Source organism: Bdellovibrio sp. NC01 (assembly GCF_006874625.1).
In the GTDB taxonomy this organism is placed as follows: domain Bacteria; phylum Bdellovibrionota; class Bdellovibrionia; order Bdellovibrionales; family Bdellovibrionaceae; genus Bdellovibrio.
The window spans coordinates 876,558-898,829 of record NZ_CP030034.1 but is presented as its reverse complement, the minus strand read 5'-3'; the positions used below and the strand labels follow the sequence as shown (position 1 = coordinate 898,829).

At 45.4% G+C, this 22,272-nt stretch carries 15 protein-coding genes; 8 read left to right on the top strand and 7 right to left on the bottom strand.

The genetic code is table 11. From position 1 onward, the window contains the following. Positions 1-43 precede the first annotated feature (43 nt). The 6 genes from DOE51_RS04330 to DOE51_RS04305 all read left to right on the top strand — a co-directional run bounded on the left by DOE51_RS04330 (position 44) and on the right by DOE51_RS04305 (position 9,893). Complete coding sequence (locus tag DOE51_RS04330) at positions 44-583, top strand: TetR/AcrR family transcriptional regulator (protein WP_371726646.1); 540 nt, start codon at positions 44-46, stop codon at positions 581-583. 161 nt (positions 584-744) lie between these two features. Next, on the top strand, positions 745-2,439 hold the full coding sequence (aspT, locus tag DOE51_RS04325; RefSeq protein WP_142695345.1) for an aspartate-alanine antiporter: 1,695 nt from the start codon (positions 745-747) through the stop codon (positions 2,437-2,439). Positions 2,440-2,466: 27 nt separating this feature from the next. Continuing rightward, positions 2,467-4,140, top strand: a complete 1,674-nt coding sequence (locus DOE51_RS04320) for a bifunctional aspartate transaminase/aspartate 4-decarboxylase (protein WP_142695344.1) — start codon at positions 2,467-2,469, stop codon at positions 4,138-4,140. 21 nt (positions 4,141-4,161) lie between these two features. Further along, positions 4,162-5,295 (top strand): efflux RND transporter periplasmic adaptor subunit, encoded by a 1,134-nt coding sequence (locus DOE51_RS04315; protein WP_142695343.1) that lies wholly within the window; start codon positions 4,162-4,164, stop codon positions 5,293-5,295. Positions 5,296-5,307: 12 nt separating this feature from the next. Continuing rightward, positions 5,308-8,469, top strand: a complete 3,162-nt coding sequence (locus tag DOE51_RS04310; protein ID WP_142695342.1) for an efflux RND transporter permease subunit — start codon at positions 5,308-5,310, stop codon at positions 8,467-8,469. Continuing rightward, positions 8,466-9,893, top strand: coding sequence for an efflux transporter outer membrane subunit (locus DOE51_RS04305; RefSeq protein WP_142695341.1), 1,428 nt, complete (start codon positions 8,466-8,468; stop codon positions 9,891-9,893). The genes DOE51_RS04310 and DOE51_RS04305 overlap by 4 nt, the downstream gene beginning before the upstream one ends. 22 nt (positions 9,894-9,915) lie before the next feature. On the opposite strand, the gene DOE51_RS04300 is transcribed toward DOE51_RS04305, so the two are convergent. The 3 genes from DOE51_RS04300 to DOE51_RS04290 form a co-directional block, all read right to left on the bottom strand. Next, a complete protein-coding gene (locus DOE51_RS04300) occupies positions 9,916-10,974 on the bottom strand; it encodes a type II asparaginase (RefSeq protein WP_142695340.1) in 1,059 nt (352 codons plus the stop codon). A gap of 18 nt (positions 10,975-10,992) precedes the next feature. Next, positions 10,993-12,177 (bottom strand): DcaP family trimeric outer membrane transporter, encoded by a 1,185-nt coding sequence (locus DOE51_RS04295; RefSeq protein ID WP_142695339.1) that lies wholly within the window; start codon positions 12,175-12,177, stop codon positions 10,993-10,995. 233 nt (positions 12,178-12,410) lie between these two features. Then, on the bottom strand, positions 12,411-12,902 hold the full coding sequence (locus DOE51_RS04290; protein ID WP_142695338.1) for a GNAT family N-acetyltransferase: 492 nt from the start codon (positions 12,900-12,902) through the stop codon (positions 12,411-12,413). Positions 12,903-12,990: 88 nt separating this feature from the next. Here DOE51_RS04290 and DOE51_RS04285 point away from each other — a divergent pair, with 88 nt between their 5' ends. Further along, positions 12,991-13,539 carry a hypothetical protein gene (locus DOE51_RS04285; RefSeq protein ID WP_142695337.1) on the top strand — a complete coding sequence of 183 codons (549 nt, stop codon included), beginning with the start codon at positions 12,991-12,993 and terminating at the stop codon, positions 13,537-13,539. Between the two features lies 1 nt (position 13,540). Here the strand turns inward: DOE51_RS04285 and DOE51_RS04280 are convergent, their stop codons facing one another. Beyond that, positions 13,541-15,007, bottom strand: coding sequence for a fibrinogen-like YCDxxxxGGGW domain-containing protein (locus DOE51_RS04280; RefSeq protein ID WP_142695336.1), 1,467 nt, complete (start codon positions 15,005-15,007; stop codon positions 13,541-13,543). Position 15,008: 1 nt separating this feature from the next. Then, complete coding sequence (locus DOE51_RS04275; protein ID WP_142695335.1) at positions 15,009-19,016, bottom strand: tail fiber domain-containing protein; 4,008 nt, start codon at positions 19,014-19,016, stop codon at positions 15,009-15,011. A gap of 398 nt (positions 19,017-19,414) precedes the next feature. On the opposite strand from DOE51_RS04275, the gene DOE51_RS04270 reads away from it, so the two are divergent. After that, positions 19,415-19,591, top strand: a complete 177-nt coding sequence (locus DOE51_RS04270) for a hypothetical protein (protein WP_210415561.1) — start codon at positions 19,415-19,417, stop codon at positions 19,589-19,591. Here DOE51_RS04270 and DOE51_RS04265 read toward each other — a convergent pair. Further along, positions 19,588-21,450 (bottom strand): amidohydrolase, encoded by a 1,863-nt coding sequence (locus tag DOE51_RS04265; protein ID WP_142695334.1) that lies wholly within the window; start codon positions 21,448-21,450, stop codon positions 19,588-19,590. The genes DOE51_RS04270 and DOE51_RS04265 overlap by 4 nt on opposite strands. A gap of 11 nt (positions 21,451-21,461) precedes the next feature. Beyond that, positions 21,462-22,205 carry a response regulator transcription factor gene (locus tag DOE51_RS04260; protein WP_256373179.1) on the bottom strand — a complete coding sequence of 248 codons (744 nt, stop codon included), beginning with the start codon at positions 22,203-22,205 and terminating at the stop codon, positions 21,462-21,464. Positions 22,206-22,272 lie beyond the last annotated feature (67 nt).

Genomic DNA, 22,272 nt, shown 5'->3' with positions numbered 1-22,272 from the left:
AAAAGTAGCGCAAAGAGCAAACTGGGCTAAAGCGAGGTTTCAACTGAAAACAAATAAGAATGACGTAATAGAAAAGGCGAAATCTCTTTTTGCGAAAATGGGATATAAGAAAGTGACCATGATTGATATTGCTGAGGTCGCCGAGGTTTCTCGCCCCACATTATATGCGCTCTTCCCTGATAAAGACGCTGTCTTTTCAGCATGCATCTATTCACATATTGAAGACTTCAGGATTGATTTCAAAACGCGTGCGGAAAAAACTAAATCTAGTGAAGGAAAGCTTCAGGCGCTGTTTGATATTTATGTGATCGAGCCCTTTAAGATGTACTACCCTTCGAAAGATGCGCTGGACATGCTAAATAATGCTACGACATATGCACCGAAAGAAATGGACGTCTATTGGGGAGACTTCGAAAAAGCTCTCCACCAAACCCTGACTGACGGTCATAAAAAACGCAGTTCACAAAGTAAAGACATCGCGCGTGTTCTTGCGTGCTTTGCCCGTGATGCGCGCAGTACTGCCAAAGACGCAAAAGATTTAACGAAGCTTGTGCGCACGGCGATCGAAATGGCGTTGCGCTAAAAATTCTGTTTAAGACCAAATCCTCGACGTAATCCAGTGTGATTCATCACCAACAACGTCCTCTCCTAGACTAGGTCCAGGGTTGTTTGTTTGCATTTGCTTTGCACTGCAATAACTAAATCAACCAACTTAAACTAATCTCACGTTCATGGAGGCACACCATGAACTGGTTGTTCAATCAACTCAAAGCGCATCCGGAGTTGGCTTTTTTCTTAACCATCGGCCTGGGATATCTGTTTGGAAAATTGAAGATTGGCTATTTTCAACTTGGGTCGGTCACGGGCACTTTGATTGCGGGCGTGATCATCGGACAATTAGGAATTCACATTGGGCCCGACACCAAAGCCATTTTCTTCATGCTCTTTCTATTCGCGGTTGGATATAAAGTCGGCCCGCAATTCATACAAGGTTTAAAGACTGACGGTCTGCCACAAGCGCTCTTCGCAGCCGTCGTCTGCGTTGGGGGTTTGTTGATCGCCTTCGGTGTCGCGAAAATCATGGGTTTTGACTTAGGTTATTCAACAGGTCTACTTGCTGGTGCCCTTACACAGTCCGCTGTTATCGGTGTGGGACAAGATACTATTAATAACCTCCCCAACATCGCAGCGGATGCCAAGACTCAATACAATAATTCAATTCCGATTGCTTACGCCGTCACATATATCTTCGGTACGATCGGTTTTGCTTACGTTTACTCAAGCCTTGGTCCAAAACTTCTCAAGATTGATCTTGTTAAAGAGTGTAAGGACTACGAACAAAAGCTAGGACAAAAAGTTGAAGAGCCCGGTGTGATTTCAGCGCGTCTTAGCAACGTTGTTCGTACATACAAAGTCACTGGCGCTACTTATGCCAATAAAAAAGTTTCTGAGTTTGAGTCTTCGTTCAGTCGTGAAGCTCCGATATTTGTCACTCGTATGCGTCACGAAGGCACCATCATTGATCCTAACGGCAATGTCGTAATCTCTCCGGGAGATGTGGTCGCCATCGCTGGCAATCGCAAATATATGGTCGAGCACGAAGATGAAATTGGTGAAGAGATTGATGATTCTGAACTTCTGGATTTCAAGATAGAGATCCTTGACGTCGTCGTTACTAATAAAGAGTATTTCGGCAAGACCGCAGCTGACGTTATTAAATTCAAAGGCAATGATTTCCGAAAAAATGTTTTCGTTCGCAAAGTCACACGTATTGAGCATGAACTGCCTATTCATCAAAATTTAAAACTGAATGCGGGCGACGTTGTGACTCTGCTTGGAAGATTGGAAGACGTCGAACGAGTTGCGAAAGAAATCGGCTCTCCACAACGCCCTACCATCATGTCAGACATGGTATTCATTGGCCTTGGGGTCTTACTTGGGGGCTTAATCGGCTTGTTGTCATTTAACGTCGGCAGAATTCCTTTAAGTCTTAGTACAAGTGGTGGCGCATTGATCGCGGGTCTATTGTTATCCTACTGGCGCGCAACAAGTCCTACATTTGGTCAAATTCCTCCAGCTGGCTTGTGGGTTTTTGACTCTGTTGGACTGGGAGCCTTCGTTGCCATCGTGGGACTTGTGTCAGGACCAGGATTCGTGGCCGGGATTAAAGCGGTCGGTATCAGTTTATTTTTTGCCGGTATCGCAGTCACAGTTTTGACAGCTCTATTTTCTGTCTTCGTCGGCAGATACTTATTCAAATTTCATCCAGCGATTCTATTCGGCGCTTGCGCTGGCAGTATGACAACGACAGCGGCTATTGGCGCCATCCAAGAAACCGCTCACAGTAAAGTTCCAATTTTAGGTTATACCGTGACTTACGCTGTCGCCAACACGCTCAAAACTATCTGGGGTGCAGTGATCGTCTTCATGTTGGTTTAAAGAAATAAAATTCAAGGGAGAATTTTTATGTCCACGAAATCAGTAAAAATGAAAGTACCCAGAGCGATGCAAAAGAAGCTTCAACAACTCAGCCCATTTGAGTTGAAAGATGCCTTGATCGCTCTTGCTTCAGAGACATCGAAAAACAGCACCATCGCCATGCTGAATGCAGGTCGTGGTAATCCTAACTGGATCGCCACAACACCGCGCGAGGCTTTCTTTTTGTTAGGACAATTTGCACTGACTGAAAGTAAACGCGTCTGGAGTGAGCCTGGTCTTGGCGGTATGCCTCAGAAAACGGGAATCGCTAAAAGATTAGAAACATATTTAGCCAGAAATCCCAAAGCCCTGGGTGCAGAGTTTTTAAGTGACGCCATTGATTTCGTCGTCGACAACTATAAATTCAATGCTGACGCTTTCGTGCATGAAATCGTTGATAGTATTATCGGTGATAACTATCCCGTTCCTGATCGTATTTTAAAACATAACGAAAGAATCGTGCAGGCCTATCTTGATCAAGAGATGTGCGGCAACCATCCTCCTCGGGGCCACTTTGACATCTTTGCCGTCGAAGGTGGTACAGCAGCTATGTGCTATATCTTTGACTCCTTAATGGTGAACGGTTTGTTGAAAAAAGGCGATCATATCGCGTTAGGGACGCCGACTTTCACACCTTACATCGAGATGCCAACTTTAGATCGCTATAAATTTAAAGTGACTCGTCTGCAAGCGGATGAAATGGATGCTTCCACGGGAATGCACACATGGCAGTACAGCGAAAAGCAGGTTGAAAAGTTGCTGGATCCAAAAATCAAAGCCTTCTTCTTGGTCAATCCAAGCAACCCACCATCAACTGCCGTTTCAGACAAGATCATGAAACAAATCGTGAAGATCGTAAAAACCAAACGACCTGATTTGATTATTATTACTGACGACGTCTATGGAACATTTGTTCCTGGTTTCCGTTCAATCATGGCGGAGCTGCCACAGAATACAATCGGCGTTTATTCTTACTCAAAATATTTCGGTTGTACGGGTTGGCGCCTAGGAGCCATTGCAATTCATGAAAATAATATTTTCGATCATATGATTGCGAAACTTCCAGCTACGCAAAGAAAAGAACTAAATCATCGGTACGGCACGATCACATTAGAGCCAGATAAATTGAAGTTCATCGATCGTATGGTGGCCGATAGCAGACAAGTGGCTTTGAATCACACGGCTGGCTTATCGCTACCGCAACAAGTGATGATGACCTTGTTTTCACTCTCCGCCCTGATGGATGAAGAAAATAAATATAAAACTCTTACTCAACAAATCGTACAGCGTCGTCTGCACGCCTTGTTTGATGGCTTAGGCATTGCCCTTCCTGAAAATCCACTGCGTTCTGGTTACTACTGCGAACTTGATTTGATGGTGTGGGCAGAGCTGATGTATGGCAAAGAATTCACGAAATATCTGACCGATAATTACGAGCCCGTCGACATTCTTTTCCGTCTTGCCCAACAAACATCAATTGTCCTTATGCCAGGTGGCGGCTTCGGCGGTCCAGAATGGTCGTTACGTGTGTCTTTGGCAAACCTTGACGACTCCGCATACGGTCGCATTGGTAAACAACTTGCTGAAGCTGCACAAGACTATGTGGAAGAATGGCAGCATACGAAGCACCTTCGTCCGACTAAAAAAAAGAAAGGCATGTAGGAATGCCGTAAGGGGTTTGTTATGCGCTTAAAAGTAATGACTCTGAGTTTATTGCTTTCGATGGCAGCATGTTCAAAAAAAGAAGCGCCAAAGGTTGCCATGATACCCGAGGTGACTGCCATCAAAACTTCAGTGCGGGATATTCCTATTACTAAGGAATTTGTCGGACAAATTTCGGGTATTCGCGATATTCAAGTGCGTGCCCGAGTCGGAGGAATTCTTTTAAAGCGCTATTACAAAGAGGGAGATAAGGTCAAAGCGGGAAGTCTTTTATTTAAGATTGATCCCGCCCCTTACATCGCGTCTTTAAATCAAGCCAAAGGCGAAGTGGCAATTCAAAAGGCGCGTCTGGTAAATGCGCGCCAAAGTATGAATCGCATCATTCCACTTTATAAAGAAAATGCCGTCAGTGCGAAGGACCGTGACGACGCTGTCGCGGTCTACAGTGCTGCGAAGTCCGCCTTAGATGCAGCTAATGCTAAATTAGAAGAAGCACAAATTAATTTAGGTTACACCACAGTGACCGCCCCAATTGACGGCTATACCAGTAAAGAAACCGTTGCAGAGGGAAGTTTGATTGTCGCGAATTCTGAAAATTCATTGCTAACCACGATTTCCCAAACTGATCCCGCTTATGTCAACTTCAGTTATACCGACAATGAATTGCTGCAACTACAACGACTGGCGGCCACCGGAAAATTAAGCAGACCTGACAGCCTAGAAAAAATTGAAGTTCAGATTCGTATGGGCGATGGGCAGCTTTATCCCCAAATCGGTTATTTGAACTTTAATGACCAGATTGTCGATACTTCAACGGGCACTGTGAAAGCACGTGCGAGTATTGCCAACGCAAATTCGGTTCTGCGCCCAGGACAGTTTGTCAGCGTCTTCGTGAAAGGCTTTGTCCTTCGTAACGTCATCACGGTTCCACTAAAATCGGTGGTGCAAACTCAAAATGGTCCTATCATCTTTTCAGTCACAGAAAACAACATTGCCCGCCAGATTAGCGTCGAACTGGGTGAAGAGATCGTCAATGACGTTGTCGTGAATCGCGGCCTGCGTGGAGGCGAAGTCATCGTGGTTGAAGGAGCATCAAAAATTCGTAACGGACAAACAGTCAAGATCGTGAGTGGTTCGAAGATTGCTCAAAAATAAAAGGATGAAACTATGTTTTCAAAGTTTTTCATCGAAAGACCCGTCTTTGCATGTGTGATTTCTTTGGTCATTATGATTGCGGGATATGCTTCGATCAAAGCCCTTCCAATTTCGCAATATCCTGAAATCGTTCCACCACAAGTTTCCGTCACAACGAAATATCCAGGCGCTTCCGCAGAAACAATTTCTTCAACCGTCGCGGCCCCTATCGAACAGCAGGTCAACGGTGTTGAAAACATGCTGTACATGCAGTCAACAAATTCAAGTAACGGTGACATGATTTTGACAGTCACGTTCGCTATCGGCACAGATCCCGATCAAAACACTATTAACGTAAACAACCGTGTGCAAACCGCGATGTCGACTTTACCTGAAGAGGTTCGTCGTCAAGGTGTTACCGTCAAAAAGAAATCTTCCGCGATTTTACAAATGATCGGCTTACGTGCGCCCGATCAGCGCTATGATTCAGTTTATATCAGTAACTACGCCTTAATTAACGTGCTAGACGAAATTAAACGTATACCCGGCGTGGGTGATGCCAGCATTTTCGGCGCGCAGGATTATTCCATCCGCCTATGGCTTAAACCCGATCGCATGGCGCAAATGAAAGTGACGGCGACTGATGTCATCAATGCCGTCAAAGAACAGAATGCGCAATTCGCAGCCGGTAAAGTCGGTGCCGAACCCTTAGAAAACCCCGTCGACTTTACGTTCACAGTAACGACACAAGGTCGCATGGAAAATCCCAAACAATTTGAAGACATCATCGTGCGCTCGAACACTGATGGTTCTAAACTTCGAGTCAAAGATATTGCTCGCGTGGAATTAGGTGCTTTAAGTTATGATGTTGAAACAAAATGGAATGGCAAAACTGCGATCGGTATCGGGGTTTATCTGGCGCCCGGTGCGAACCAAGTACAAACTGCCGACATGGTTAAACAGACCATGCATAATCTGTCGCAAAAATTTCCTCCGGGCCTTACTTACGACATTCCCTTTGATACGACAAAATTCATCGAAGTTTCTATTGAAGAGGTCATTCATACTTTGATTGAAGCGATGGTCTTGGTGTTCTTGGTCGTTTACTTATTCTTACAAAGCTGGCGTGCGACCTTGATTCCTTGTCTTGCGGTACCGGTTTCCATCATCGGGACCTTTGCGGGTATGTACGCTTTAGGATTTTCGATTAACACTTTGACTCTATTCGGTTTGGTGCTTGCGATTGGTCTGGTGGTCGACGACGCCATCGTTGTTCTGGAAAACGTCGAACGCATCATGCGCACAGAAAAACTTCCTGTTAAAGATGCCACCGTCAAAGCGATGGAGGAGGTCACAAGCCCCGTCATCGCCATCGTCCTTGTCCTGTGTGCCGTCTTTATTCCCGTCGCGTTCGTGGGTGGTTTGGCCGGTCAAATGTACAAACAGTTTGCGATTACTATTGCGGTGTCGGTTACGATTTCAGGATTGGTCGCATTAACTCTGACTCCTTCATTATGTGCGATGTTATTAAAAGAAGAACATCACGAACCAAATCGCTTCTTCCGTTGGTTCAATAATTTCTTTGATAAAATGACAAACGGCTATGTATCAGGAGTTAAGTTCTTCAATAAAAGAATATTAATCAGTGCGACGTTGTTCCTGATTTGTTGTGGCGCTATCGTGGGTCTGTTCAAATTAGTACCAGGGGGCTTAGTTCCTGACGAAGACCAAGGTTACGTCTTTGGTATCCCGGCTCTGCAAGACGGTGCCTCTGTCTCAAGAACTGCTGCCGTTGCCGATCAAATGGATAAATACATAACTAATAATCCTAACGTTCAGGACGTGGTTTCCCTTTCTGGTTTTGATTTGATTTCTGGTTCAAATCGCACGAACACAGGAACAAGCTTTATCACTTTGAAAGACTGGAAAGAACGCCCGAAAGCAGATCAGTCTTCAACAGCAGTCGTCAGAAGCATCTTCGGTTTAAATCAGATCATTCGTGACGGCGCTATCATCGCGTTAAGTCCACCAGCCATCGTCGGTATGAGTACAACTGGTGGTCTTGAATTCTATTTACAAAATCGTGGCGGTTCCGACAGTAAAACGTTGGCAACCATGACGACGAAATTTATGGATGCTTTACGAAATAATCCTGCCATTGGCAGTGTGAACTCTAACTTCAGTGCGAATATTCCGCAGATTTATTTAAATCTCGATCGCGAAAAAGCCAAAGCTTATCAGGTGCCGATCAATACGGTCTTTGATGCAATGTCTGCGACCTTCGGTAGTTACTATATTAATGACTTCAATAAATTTGGTCGCACCTTCAAAGTGCAATTACAATCCGAGGGCGACTATCGAGCTCGTCCCGACGATATCCGTAACATTTACGTGCGTTCTGACACAGGCAGTATGATTCCAATCACGGCACTCGTTGACGTTAAAAAAATCACCGGCCCAGAAATGGTTGAGCGTCTTAACATCTTTCCAGCAGCGCGTATTATCGCAAATCCAGCGCCGGGATACAGTACGGGGCAAGTCATCAAAGTTGTTGAAGATACGTTGGCAGCAAGTTTTTCCGGAGACTATAGCGTTGCATGGACGGGCACGGCTTATCAGGAAAAATTAACCGGTGGCGCTTCCGCTCAAGTTTTCATATATGCGCTCATTTTCGTATTCCTGATCCTGGCAGCACAATATGAAAAGTGGGGCTTACCATTTTCGGTCTTGTTATCAGTTCCTTATTCCATCTTAGGAGCCCTCGTCGCCAATTACTTACGCGGTCTTGCAAACGACGTTTACTTCCAAGTGGCACTCGTAACCTTGATTGGTTTGTCTGCGAAGAATGCTATCTTGATCGTTGAATTTGCCGTCGAAAAAATGCAGGAAGGTTTAAGCATCAGTGATGCCGCCTATGAAGCCGCTAAATTGCGTTTCCGTCCGATTGTCATGACCTCACTGGCATTTATTTTAGGTGCAGTTCCACTTGCAACTTCTAGCGGTGCCGGATCTGCCAGTCGTCACTCGATCGGTACAGGGATTATCGGCGGGATGTTGGTCAGTACTTTCGTTGCGACGTTCTTTATCCCAATGTTCTTTGTGGTGATCACGGGAATAAAAATCAAGAAGTCCGCTAAGAAGCAGAAATCAACTCCGCAGACTCCACCGCCGATGCCGGCAGGAGGCACTTTATGAAAAGACAATGGCTTATTGCGGGTCTTAGCACATATGGCTTTCTGTGCGCCTGTGCCGTAGGCCCTGATTACAAACGGCCGAATTCGGAATTGCCATCGGCATTGTTTGCAAACTCGAAAGATCAGAATATCGAAATTATCTGGTGGAAACAGTTCGGCGATGAAACTTTAGATAAACTTGTTCATGCCGCGATTAAAAACAATCTGGATCTAGAAATTGCTTTGGCCCGTGTCGATGAGGCGCGTGCCCGTCTTGGAATTTCTAAATCCCAGTTCTGGCCAAATTTGGATTTAAATGCGTCTGCTGTTCGAGAAAAAGTAACTGAAACCGGATTAACCCCGATTCCTGCAGGTACCGACAGTACCGGAAATAGTTTTTCATTGGGCCTAAGTTTAAGTTACGAAATCGATTTGTGGGGGAAAATTCGTCGTTTGAATGAATCAGCAAAAGCACAATTACTAAACGCCGATTATTCGCGCGCGAATGTGCAGTTGACCGTGATTTCTCAAGTGGTAAATGGTTACTTCGCATTGCGCTCGTTAGATTTGCAATACGCGATTGCGCAGGACACGTTAAAGTCGCGCACCGAATCCTACGAGTTAATGTTTAAGCGCTTTAAGGGCGGTATTGGTTCTGAACTCGATGCACGACAATCAGAATCAGAAATGCATTCAGCTGAAGCGACCGTTTCAAAACTTGCAGATCAAATTGGCCGAGCAGAAAGTTTTCTTTCGGTGCTGATTGGTCAAAGTCCTAAAGAGATCATCGAATCGCCGCTGGCACGAGGGCGCAAACTTGACGATATCGTGGTACCTCCACAACTGCCTTCGGCGTTGCCGTCATCATTGCTTGAGCGTCGCCCCGACGTCTCTGCCGCGGAACAAAACTTAGTTTCTGCCAACGCGCAAATTGGTGTTGCGAAAGCCTACTACTTCCCCAGCATTTCTTTGGGTGGTTTATTTGGTTATGAAAGTTCTGAACTTAAGAATCTTTTCAACAATGGCTCTCAGACTTGGGGTTATGGCGCCAGTATCTCGATGCCAATCTTTAACGGTGGACGAACTGGCTATTTAGTTGAAGCAGCAACAGCGCAACAAAAAGCGGCCGAGCTTCAATACCGCCAAGTCATTCAAAATGCCTTTGTTGAAGTTAGAAACGCCCTTAAAACCTACGAATCTTATGCTTTAGTAGTTGAGGCACAAAAGAAACAGATCACTGCTGTGGAACGAAATCTATACCTTGCGCAATTACGCTATAAAAACGGTCAATCGCCTTATTTGGAAGTACTCGATGCGGAAAGAAATTTGTTTCAAGTGCAGTTAGACCTTGTGAAATCACAGCAATCACGTTTGGTCTCGGTCGTCGATTTGTATAAATCTTTAGGTGGCGGTTGGAAGTCTGATATGAAGACGTCCTCGAAGTAAGGACGTCTTCCTGAAGAAGTAATTAATATTTCTCGAACATTTCTTGAACTTTTTTAGGGTCTGTCGTTTTAGTCAACGCTAGTTGAGCCAACACACGAGACTTCGCTGGATTAAACTCCCCTGACGCCACAAAGCCTGCTTTATCGTCGTCAACTTCATTGTTACGAAGAACAAGTCCCGTCGGAAGACGTGTACTTCTAATGACTAGCAAACCATTTTTCTTTTGCAGCCTTTCTAAGATCGTCAAAGAAGCTTGGTTCATATTACCGTCGCCCACACCTGCAATGACAATACCTTTTGCACCCGCTTTAGCCGCAGACTCAATCAGATCTGGAGACATATTTGAATGAGCGTAAATGATATCTACGCGTGGAAGTTTATTTGGATTTGCACCAGCAAATTCAGAATTTGTCGTGTGCTTCTTGTTAGAAGATTCAAACCAAGAAATTTTCCCGGTATTCACTAAACCTTCAGGTCCACGCTCTGGACTGTGGAAGGTTTCAACGTTTGTAGTATTCATTTTTTCCACGGCACGTGCTTGATGGATCTCATCGTTCATCACAACAAGAACACCACGCTTTTTAGCGCCAGGGCTCGCAGCGACTGCGACCGCATTGTACAGATTGCCCGGGCCATCGGCACTGATCGCTGTTGCGGGTCTCATCGAACCAACAAGTACAACGGGTTTATCACTTTTCACGACGAGGTTTAAGAAAAACGCGGTTTCTTCCATCGTGTCCGTACCGTGCGTAATCACAACGCCGTCGGCATCGGATTTCAAAACTTCATTTACGCGCTTTGCAAGTTTCAACCACACTTCGTCACTCATATCTTGCGAACCGATGTTCGCCACTTGCTCGCCCGAAAGTTCGGCAAGGTCGCCCATGTTAGGAACTGCCGCAATCAAATCTTCGACTTTGAAAGTCCCTGACTTGTAGCCGTACTCACCTTGTTTCATTTGTGCCCCGGCAATTGTTCCGCCGGTTGCTAAAATATGGATCTTCATTTTCTTGTCAGCCGCATAGCTGGCACTTGCGAAAACAAGGATCGACATACAAACGTATCTCATAATTTTTTTCATACTCTCTCCCTGAGGTTATTATTTAAAGAAATCCAAACTTGAGAAACTATATTTCATTGAAATTTGAATGCGTTGATCGTGAGTCGTCGAATCGTCTTTGCTCATGCGCGAACCCCACAGATATTCTGCGCCGTACATGAAGTTCTTCACTGGTGTTGAAAGCAAATTGATCGATGCGTATTGACCACGTTTGAAAGCATCGTCCGTTTGCAACGAACTGTTTTGCACTTCACTTTGTGAATAACCCAATGTTGTGGTCAGCTTGTCATTCCAGTTGTGGTCGTAGTAAACCAAGAAACCCGTCAATGGAATCACTTTGGCAGAGATATCACCCAAGGTGCCTTCAGGTCCCATATCCGAGCCACCGTCATTCATATAGCTTGCGATACCTTCGCCAGTGACAACTCCTAACATAAGTTTGCCTGTTGCCATTTTAAAGCTGCCGGTGATGTCGGCCCCCCAACCTGTTTCACGATCACTTGGTTCATGCGGTGCGGTTTTCGTCTCAAAACCAATTTGGCGAACGATGCCGGCAATTTGGAAATGCCCCCAATCACCCATCATCTTCCACTGCGCCGTTAAGTCTGGATACTTCTCATCCTTTTGCGCATTCGCAACAACATCAGGATCGATCGTACGCAGTTGTCCTGGATCGACGTCATCGCCGGGTCTTTCGATCGCTATGGCAAAAGATTGATGACCATCATGCATCGCTGTCCAACGAATTTGTGGATTACGATAGAAGGCCATACCAATCGGTCCCCAATAATCGATAACATTCGGAAAGATATCTCCATCCATAAATAAAGAATTCGTCTGACCGGCTAACCAATCTCCCCATTGACCATAAGCGTGACGCAAACGAATCGTCGTCTGACCCGCATCGTCCCCTACACCAAAGAAGTCGAATTCAAATTTAGTTGAAAGCGTATCACCACTAACCGGTGTCGATGCATTCACACCAAAGCGCGATTGTTTCACACTGAGGATCGCTTGCCCGTCACTACCGAAGTCGCCTGGTGAAGTCGGCAGCTTAGACGGACGTAAGGTGTCTTGCCATGTCGGATCCACGCGGTTGAAATCTTGAATATAATCAAGTTGCGCGAAACCATAGATTTCAAATTTGGCTTCGGCCATTGCGATGGAAGAAAATCCCATCGCGATAAGACTTATACCTAATGCTTTTCTCGATAACGACGTCATGCTCTTCTCCAAAAGTTGCGAGTGTTTTTGGTTCCGAATTTTTTCACATTAAATAAATTCTTAGATTTTTGCTTTCACAACTCAACCACAGTCTGTAAGACCTGTGAAAAAGCACCGGGGAATGATTGATTTATGTTGAATGAATTATCCGAACTCGACGGTATTGGCCTCGTTGAGCTACACAAATATCGAGAAAAACAGAGAAGTAACTTTATTTTTGCGAAGGCACAATTTTAAGAGCGCGCTTGTTTATACAGACGATACAAGTCTGTTTCCACACCTAAGAGCACAATTTTTTTATCAAACTTCAAACCAAGTTTTTCAGCCAAAACCTTCGACGGAATATTGTCGGGAGTAATTGTTGCCGTGATTTGCTCTAAACCCATTTCACTAAAGCCATAATTTACTAGAGCACGAGCGAGCTCTGTACCGTAGCCTTTTCCTTGAGCAGCAGACCCAAGACGATACGTGATATCAATCAACGACTCCCCTTGATAATTCCATGGCGTCAAACCACCCATCCCAATAACCTTACCGGTCGCCTTTTCGATCACCGCATACTTGCATGTATTCTTACGGATCCATTCGCGAGCATCATCGACACTCGCTTGGCGATAGTCGGTAATCGGGAACAATGTGAATCCCGGATCTTGCGTCAGTTCAAAAAATTCCTGCGCTAAATCCTCGGTCCACAGTTTAATTATTAATCTATCGGTCGCGATCATGGACACATTTCATCATAGTCGCTTTCAATTTACCACTAGCTTTCACCGCTCCAAAAAGGCAAGCTAATGACTTCAGGAGAAGTTCATCGTGCCTAGTACACCGCCCAAGTCTGACATTCACAAGGTTGCCGTTATCGGCAACTCAAGCGGTGGGAAAACTCGATTGGCACGAAAACTTGCGCAGTCCTTGCAACTTCCGCTGACCCATGTGGATAGTATTCAATTTGTTGAGGGAATGAAGATTCGACCCTACAAAGAATCAATCGCCATTATCAAACAAATTCAAAATCAAGATCGCTGGATTATTGATGGCTATGGTCCGCTAGATATTTTAGTCAAGCGCTTAGAACTTGCCGATAAAATCGTGATGATTGATTTCCCGCTATGGCGTCACTATTGGTGGGCAGCTAAAAGACAGATTCAAAATCTGTGGTCACGTCGTGAAGAATTACCAACGGGATGCGACGAACGAAGCTGGGACCACACTGTAAAATTATTTAAAACGATCAAAAGTGCGCACAAACAAATGCGCCCTGAACTTCTGCGCATTTTAAGTCGCCCTGCTTTGAAAGATAAGGTTGTCATGATTCAAACCATGAGTAACTGGAATCATATCTACAACGAAGGATTAAAATAAATTACTTCACCCACAGTTCAGTTCTTGAAGCAGCGCCCGGACTTGCGATCACATCATCAGAAGCCGGAATACCTGGTGGCGTGCCATAGTTGATTTGCGAACCGATTGCATAATACCAGTTACCAATATTTACGGAACCATCGGCCAATGTTGTGCTTGTGCCGTCATATTCAAGACCGCCCCAAGCGTTACTTGTGGAATCAATTGCAATCCCCACGTAACCTGCAGCAGGACTTGTCGTGAAGTTACTTGTTTGAGTCCACCAATTACGTTTCGTTGAAGTGCCCGGCCATGCAATACGCAATTCTAATTTTCCAGTTCTATAGAACGAAGCAATGCGATTTAAGATGGAGTATTTGTATGATAACGGCAAACCGGTGTTCGTAGATAAAGACTCCGCCGTACTTGTAAACAAACCACCATTCGTGAAGTCTTGAGTGAACACACGAGTCCAGCCACCGCCGTCAGTCGTCATATCACATACCACTGGAATCGGTGTTCCGATTTTGCCTGGATCAATAGTGTAGATACCCGAACCGATGGAAGCACCACTATCAAGAATGTCTTTGCACGAGTTGTAAACAGTATACGTGTCATCGTCTTTAATCCACAGCTCAACTTCCGGCACGCCATCGGCACTGATCGAAGTATCAGCAGGAATACCTTTTACCACAGCACCCCACCCCATGGTTGCACCAATTGCGAAAAACCAGTTCCCATGATTAACTGAGCCGTCAAATAAAGCTGCCCCGGAAGCAGTAGCGTGTGTTCCATTTGAATATTCAAGTCCTCCCCAACCCATCACGCGTGTATCCGTGTAAGCGTTCACGCCTAACGGCACCACGCCAGCCGGAGAAACGTCTACCGTCGGACTTGTCGTCTGCAGCCAAATATTTTTCCTCGTAGTTGTTCCAGGCCAATCAATTCTAAAACGATATTTTCCGTTCGTGACAAAATCAGGAATTTTATTAGCAATGGAATACATCGTCGCAGTTGGACTGGCAGTATTGACTGAAAGTGCATCATTACTAGTTGCAAAATAACCAGCCGAAATATTGTGACGGAAAACTCTTGTCCATCCACCACCATCGGTCGTCATATCACAATAAGCCTGATAAGCGGCATTGCCACCGTTGCCATCAGAATCAATTGTATAAAGGCCAGATGCAGGCGAACCCATCAGACCTAAAATTTCTTTACACGATTTTGGATAACATGTCGTCGGCGCGATAAAAGCGGGCTTACTTGCCGTCACAAAACGTGACCATTCCGTTGTTGAATGAGTGGGAACAAAAAGATCGCTGGTCGCATGATTATTCTGCACGATGAGACATGCACCCTGCGCACTACCATCTTTAGCGTAAATGCGCATACTTGTGCCATGGGGAACTCGATAACCTTCAGTGAGGGTGTTGATTCCCGTGATCCATGGAAGTACTAAAAGTGTTAAAAGAATCGTTCTTTTCATACTACTTATTGCTCAGCAATTTCTCGAGTCTTTCAAGTCTTGCTTTTAAATCTTCATTTTCTTTTTCAAGCTTTTGCAGTCGTGCTTGCGAATCGTCTTGTACACTAGCGATACCACGCTGAGCTTGCACACGTTGTTTATGCTCTTCTTTCAAAGCTTCCACTAATACAGCGACGATGTTTCCGTATTGTACGGCTTTATATCCTGTCTTCGCATCTGTTTTTACAAGCTCTGGATAAATCTTTTCAACTTCCTGAGCGATGAAACCCATGGTCTTTTCATCATTGCTTTTCCAAACGAAATTCACACCACGAAGTTGCAGAACTTTTCCCAAAGCATCTGGCAACGTAATGATATCTTTTTTCAGGCGCGCATCTGAAGTGTAAAGATAAGATGCGGCTTTGACGTTACCATTGACTTCCAAAACTTCGCTTGGCGCCGTCGTACCGATACCCACATTACCTGTGCCATCAATACTTAAACGTGGCGAATTGCCCGTGATAAGATGTAAAGGATCTGCCCCACCGGTACCGATAAACATATTGCTTGGACGAAGGCCCGCACTTGAATAGGAACGAATCACCGCCGCATCCGCAACTGGCAATGCACCATATGTTCCGGAAAATGTCGTGCTGGTACTGAAAATTTCAAAACCGCCGCCATCGGAATTAAGACTGATAATAGATCGTGCCGACGTGCCCGTTGTCGCATTATCCAACGTCACACCCGTACCGCCATCATTATCACGTTTAATATGTAAATCGCGCACAGGTGACGCTGAACCAATTCCCAAGAAGCCCGTTGTATCCAAAGTCATCTTAACTGCGTTATTAATTTCAAAACCTAAAGAGTAGTTGTCATTCGTACCGATCGTCGCCGCAGCACCAAAGCTATTACCACCATTCAAGTACATACCTGCTGCCGTATATGTCGAACAGCCCGCAACACCACTGGCATTAAACGTAATAGTCTGACCGACTCCACAAGTAAACGACTGATAAGCCGTGCCCGTGCCATTTGCCGCAACCAAACTATTTGCCGTAATTGAAGTCGCTGCCGTACCACCTTTAGAAACTGGAACTGCAGACGGGAAATTCGCAGGATCAGCAGAAATAGTACCCGAAGAAACAGCGATACCAGAACCTACTTGTACCACACCTTGTGCAGAGGTGGTCGCTGCATTCACACTGATTGCCGGAGTCGTCGTGCCTGTTGCAACGACGATGGGCAAAGTGCCAGTTACATTCGTCACAGTTCCGTTCGTTGGAGTAATCCATTTCAAGCCACTTGCCTGTGTGGAATCAGCCGACAAAACTTGTGCATTTGTACCGACGGGTAAGCGGATGTTATTTGTGGCATCGCGAACTAAGATATCACCCTTTGTCGTTAACGGAGACAACGCATTGATCGCACCCAATGCGGTCGAAGCCCCCGTACCACCATTTGCAATAGGCAAAATATTTGTCACACCCGAAGTTAAATCGATAGCAGCACCATTCGCCGCCGAAGTGATACGGCCTTGCGCATCCACTGTGATCGTAGCACGAGTATAAGAACCCGCTGTCACCGCCGTATTTGCAAGATTCAATGTCACCGAACCAGTTGTACCACCACCAGACAATCCAGTGCCAGCAGTTACACCAGTGATCGTACCACCAGAACCGGTCGCAGAAGCGATTGAAACCCAAGTACCACCATTATATTGATAAATAACTTTTGAATCGGTCGCGAAATAAATTGCGCCCGCAGAAGGCGTTCCTGGTTTCGAAGCATCAACACCCGTTTGAATCGACGGAGTGCCACCCGCATTTGATACTAACTGATCAATGATGCCGTAACCACTTAAGGTATTCGGCTTACCCGTCGTGATCTTTGCCCAATCCAAAGAAGGAATATCTGCAGCAACAAGTGATGCCGCCCCTGATGTGACACGGCCTTTAGAGTCCGTTGTGACCTTATAATATGTCCCAGCAGTGCCCGCTGCTGCTAACGTTAGAGTCGTTGAGCCTGCAGAAGATGTCACATCACCAGTAAATGCTGGAAGATTCGCAGCAGGAATTGTTCCGCTTAAATCACTCGCTGCCAAAGGTGAATTCACAAATGCTGTGCCATTGTATTTCAAATAATCTTTATTTGCTGGAGTCGTGATCGTTAACGTAGATCCCTGAAGTTTGGCAACTGTTGAAGCCACAGAACCAGGGCCTGTCGCCGTCACATCACCAGTCAAAGCAGTGATGTAATTACCTGCAGCTTGTTTCGAATTAAATGTCGTCCAATCCGCAGATGACAGATAACCGTTCTGTGAACCGCTTGCCGCCTGAATACCAATCACCGGGGCACTTGCTGTACCAGAGTTTGTGATAGGCGAAGTTACACTAATGCCAGAGGTAACCGCGGGTGAAGTCCACGACAAATTACCCGATGCATCCGTCGTTAAAACTTGATTTGCAGAACCTACTGCCGTTGGGAATTTCAAAACATAAGAAGAAGTGACCGATGCTGGCGCTTGCAGCGTGACTGTATTCGTCGAACCATCTTTAAGAATCACACTATTTAAAGTTGCATTACTAGCCGCAAAATTCCCAGAGGCATCACGTTTAATAATTGTCGAAGCCGTGTTAGCATTGGTCGCTGCATTCGCCGCAAGTTCTGCAGAATGCACATTCGCAGCTGTTGAACCACCGACTGAATTAACAGTGGCCGCAACAACACCAGAACCAGATGCTGAGACATCTGAATTAAGTCCTGTAATCGTACCGCCATCAGATGCAGCCGCAACCCATTGTGTGCCATTATATTTTAGCACCTGACCATTTGTCGGCGCGGTCGCAAAATTCAAAGCATAACCTTTAATTTTATCAACACTCGTCGCGCCTTGCGTACCACTGACATCTCCAGCAAGGGAACCAGTGAAGTTCGCACTGACAGAAGCAGATCCGACTGCTAATGAAGTTTGATTCGTACACTGCCAACCCGTCGCCACATTCCATGTCAAAACTTGCCCCGAAGCACACGACAACGGCGCAAGAGTCGCACCCGTTGACGAGTCCGTCATGACGATGCGATTGATACCAGGATTAGAAAATAATTTTGCAGTCGAAACGGCGTTGTCGACGATTTTCGCTGTCGTAACAGTATTATCAGCCAAACCAGGATTTGGATAAGTGCCCGTCAAGGCGCCACCTGCTGCCCCCGTTGGCGCACGCGCATCTGTAAAGCGCGAATCATTTCCCGCCGCAACTGTGCCCGCGACCGTTCCAACGTTCAAAGTAATAACCGGATTTGTTGTATCTGCGCTGACCGACAAATACGGAGCACTTCCCGCAGACGCAGTCACAGTTTTGACGGTACCGCCACTTGCCCCCGCGACACCAGCACAACCGAACTTCATCGTTGTTGAATCCCACGTCAAGAAATTGCCGTTATCACACGACAGACTTCCAGCGCCTGGATTATTCACTTCACTTTTCAAAATGAAATCATTCGCAGTGTGCGCACCGATTTTTTGCGCAGATAAAGAATATCCTGCAAATGGAACCGAACGAATTTGCGAATCCGGGGAAATTGTCTGCCAACCTACGCCGTCATAAAATTGCACACGCAATTTACGAAGATCATCGACCGCTGGAACATAGGGAGTTCCGCTATTGCGACAATTCAAAGAAGCAACGCTATTGTTAAAAGAATCCAGAACTGAAAATGAACCACCAGCAGGAAACACAACAGTGCCCTTACCGATTGCGACGTCAAACACGCCACTGGAATTCGTCATGTTGTAACCGTTCACTTGCTCACGATAAACAACACACGCACCCGTCGGATCTGTGATTTCAAAAATGAAGCTGACGTTATTATATTCCAACGGAGTGCCGTCAGATTTGATGATACGACCTTGATAAGTGAGAGCTGCCGGAGATGCTGAAACCAGGGATGGAACAAGTACGAGAAAACCCGCCACGATTCGTGGTGCTAAACAATGTACAAGTTTTTGAAGGGCGTTCAGTAACATTCAATAGCCTCATTCAATATTCACATTTTATGGTCACTTATATAAACGGCATATTTACGACGATTCTAAAGAGGAATTTGAACATTTCTTTACAGCCAACCTGAGTGCTTTCAACAACTTAGATGAGTCTCACTCAGATGTAATTGACGAATGTGTCGGAATCTCGACTTTGACCGGGCAACCAACAAGCGCCCTGTCGGAAGCCCGTCACACCAGGACTCAAATTCAAATTAGCGCACTTTCAGAGTGTCTTAAGTTGGTATCGCCATTGCTTTACTGAAGAACCAAACAAATCAACAAGGAGATTAAGATGAAAAAACAATGCCGCAACTTTGATTGGCGCAACCGCCCATGCTGAATCGGCACCGACGCCGACAATGCAAAAATTGGAAGCACTTATGCAACAAATCGAAACGAACCCAAACCTTTCGGCTCAGGCAAGAAATGAAGCGAAGTACCATGTTGAATACATGATGGATTTAGAGCGTCACTATCACTCTGACATGCCTGAAGGACTTGCGCGAGTACTAGATATCTTGCAGCAGTCGATTACCTCTCCAGTTGGAAATAACTAAAAGGCCCAACACGAGCAGCCCAGACTCCAATCCAAAACAACTTCTTCTAAAGAGTTTCTGAACTTCTTCACATCAGGGTGAATAGAACAGCACTTCTTTAATACACTCGAATCAAAGGCGAAACGTTTTGATTCGAGTGCTCTTGATTGATATCCCCCAAAATAATTGACAGGCGACCAATCAGGCTTTGCCGGAGGAAGCTCTGGAGCCAGTGATTCATACTCTCCATCACCATGCACGATTTTTCCGCCAACGACGGTCATCAATGAAGTGATATCTTTGATTTTCTCGCTCTCCACTTTAAAGAAATCATCACTTAGCAGAACAAAGTCAGCAAGCTGCCCGACTTTGATTTGCCCCTTGATACCCTCTTCATTCGAAAACCAAGTGTTCTCTTTCGTCCAAAGACTTAATGCCTTTTCACGATCCAAACAATTTTCTTGTGGATAAAGATTAAGTCCACCCAAGGTATTTCCAGTGACCAGCCAATACAGACAAATCCACGGATTGTAGCTCGCAACACGAGTCGCATCAGTACCGGCGCCGACAGTAACCCCCGCCTGCAACATTCGTTTCACTGGTGGCGTTTCCTGAGCAGCTTTCGCCCCATAACGTTCAACGAAGTATTCACCTTGATAAGCCATGCGATGCTGAATGGCGATACCGCCACCAAGCGCAGCAATGCGATCAATATTTTTTTGATTCACAGTTTCGGCGTGATCGAAGAACCAGTGCAATCCATTGAATGGAATATCGCGATTCACTTTTTCAAAAACATTCAACGCACGTTCAATTGTTTCGTTGTAAGTCGCATGCATACGGAACGGCCAACGTTTTTCCGCTAATAAGCGCACGACGTCTTCAAGCTCGTGCTCCATAGTTTCTGGCATATCCGGGCGAGGTTGGCGGAAATCTTCAAAGTCTGCCGCTGAAAACACCAACATCTCGCCAGCACCATTGTGTTTATAATAATTGCTGCCTTGACCATACTGAACTGTATCAGTCCAACGCTTGAAATCCTCAAGCTCCCCTTTTGGTTTCTGTGTGAAGAGGTTATAGGCGATTCGAATTGTCAGTTGTTGATCCTTGGCCAAGCGATCAATCACATCATAGTCTTCCGGATAGTTTTGGAAACCACCGCCCGCATCGATAACACCCGTCACACCAAGACGATTCATTTCACGCATAAAATGACGAGTCGAATTGATTTGATATTCCAAAGGCAGCTTCGGGCCTTTGGCAAGAGTCGAATATAAAATCAAAGCATTCGGCTTCGCAATCAACATACCCGTTGGATTTCCATGAGCATCACGTTCAATCTCTCCACCAGGAGGATTTGGAGTGTCTTTAGTAAATCCACAAACACGCAGTGCCGCTTGGTTAATCAAGGCACGATCATACAGATGCAAAATAAATACAGGCGTATCCGGAGAGATCTCGTTGATCTCTTGCAAAGTTGGCAAACGCTTTTCTTTGAATTGATGTGCCGTAAAGCCACCAACAACACGCACCCATTGTGGCGCCGGAGTTCTTTGCACTTGTTCTTTCAACATACGCAAAGCAACCGCCAAAGATTCGACCCCATCCCAGCGCAATTCCATATTGTAGTTCAATCCCCCACGAATGACGTGCATATGGCTATCGATCAAACCTGGAATTAATCTTTTCTTTTTGAGGTCGACTAATTTCGTGGAAGCGGATTTCATTTTCATGACATCCGCATCTGTACCCGTCAGGATAATACGATCGCCTTTGACTGCGACCGCTTGAACTTCTTTATTTGTTTGATCTAACGTGGAAATGAATCCGTTATAGAAAATAATATCGGCGTGCTCTGATGATAAACTGGCTTGGGGCATGCCGAAGATTCTTACAAATCGACCTGTTTGTCAAAATGAGATTTGGTCTTTGGCCCCATTCCCGCTGCGAAACGATAACCCTGCTTAAAGATCGAACGCAAGCTCGCTCCCGCGGGACCCATTTTTTTTCTTAGCGAAGAAATGTGAGTATCCACTGTATGTTTAGATACGTACATGCTGTCAGCCCAAAACAAATCGAGCAATTCTTGGCGGGAAAAAATCTTGCCTTCGTTTTGCAAGAAATGGCTCAACAACTTAAATTCGATCGGAGTCAAATTCAGAGCGGTTTCCTTTTCATCATCAGCAATCGAAAAAATTTTCTGCACCGAGAAGTCGACTCTAAACCCCCCGGCGAAAAACGAAGTCTCATTCGCTTTCCCACTACGACGGAGCTTCGAAAGAACACGCGCTTTTAATTCCCGCGCCTCAAACGGCTTCGTAATGTAATCGTCAGCACCTAGTTCAAACGCATGAACTTTGCTATCAAGCTGTGATTGTCCGGTAAGAATGATAATAGGCAGATCATAAAACATTCTTTGGCTACGCAGCTCGCGGCAATACTCAAAACCATCACGATCTGGAAGATTCACATCAAGCAATAACAAAGCGTAGTTGCTATTGCGTAGTTCGATATCCGCTTCAGCAGTCGTCTCTACACACTTCAGCGTACAAAGTTCACCGATCGTTGCTTTTACGATGTGTTGTATGTCTCGAGCATCTTCGACAAGAAGTACTCTTTTGCTTTGCGTTTCCAGACAAGCCTCCTTCCACTGGGAGCTATACCGTAATCGTCTATGTAAACGATCAAATATTCCACTGATT

What these genes read in the sequence shown, in the direction of transcription:
- DOE51_RS04265 (WP_142695334.1), bottom strand. Translation starts at nt 21,450, where the DNA reads ATGCCCCAAGCCAGTTTATCATCAGAGCACGCCGATATTATTTTCTAT.
- DOE51_RS04300 (WP_142695340.1), bottom strand. Translation starts at nt 10,974, where the DNA reads ATGAAAAAAATTATGAGATACGTTTGTATGTCGATCCTTGTTTTCGCA.
- DOE51_RS04295 (WP_142695339.1), bottom strand. Translation starts at nt 12,177, where the DNA reads ATGACGTCGTTATCGAGAAAAGCATTAGGTATAAGTCTTATCGCGATG.
- DOE51_RS04320 (WP_142695344.1), top strand. Translation starts at nt 2,467, where the DNA reads ATGTCCACGAAATCAGTAAAAATGAAAGTACCCAGAGCGATGCAAAAG.
- DOE51_RS04310 (WP_142695342.1), top strand. Translation starts at nt 5,308, where the DNA reads ATGTTTTCAAAGTTTTTCATCGAAAGACCCGTCTTTGCATGTGTGATT.
- aspT (WP_142695345.1), top strand. Translation starts at nt 745, where the DNA reads ATGAACTGGTTGTTCAATCAACTCAAAGCGCATCCGGAGTTGGCTTTT.
- DOE51_RS04315 (WP_142695343.1), top strand. Translation starts at nt 4,162, where the DNA reads ATGCGCTTAAAAGTAATGACTCTGAGTTTATTGCTTTCGATGGCAGCA.
- DOE51_RS04280 (WP_142695336.1), bottom strand. Translation starts at nt 15,007, where the DNA reads ATGAAAAGAACGATTCTTTTAACACTTTTAGTACTTCCATGGATCACG.
- DOE51_RS04270 (WP_210415561.1), top strand. Translation starts at nt 19,415, where the DNA reads ATGCAACAAATCGAAACGAACCCAAACCTTTCGGCTCAGGCAAGAAAT.
- DOE51_RS04290 (WP_142695338.1), bottom strand. Translation starts at nt 12,902, where the DNA reads ATGATCGCGACCGATAGATTAATAATTAAACTGTGGACCGAGGATTTA.
- DOE51_RS04305 (WP_142695341.1), top strand. Translation starts at nt 8,466, where the DNA reads ATGAAAAGACAATGGCTTATTGCGGGTCTTAGCACATATGGCTTTCTG.
- DOE51_RS04275 (WP_142695335.1), bottom strand. Translation starts at nt 19,016, where the DNA reads ATGTTACTGAACGCCCTTCAAAAACTTGTACATTGTTTAGCACCACGA.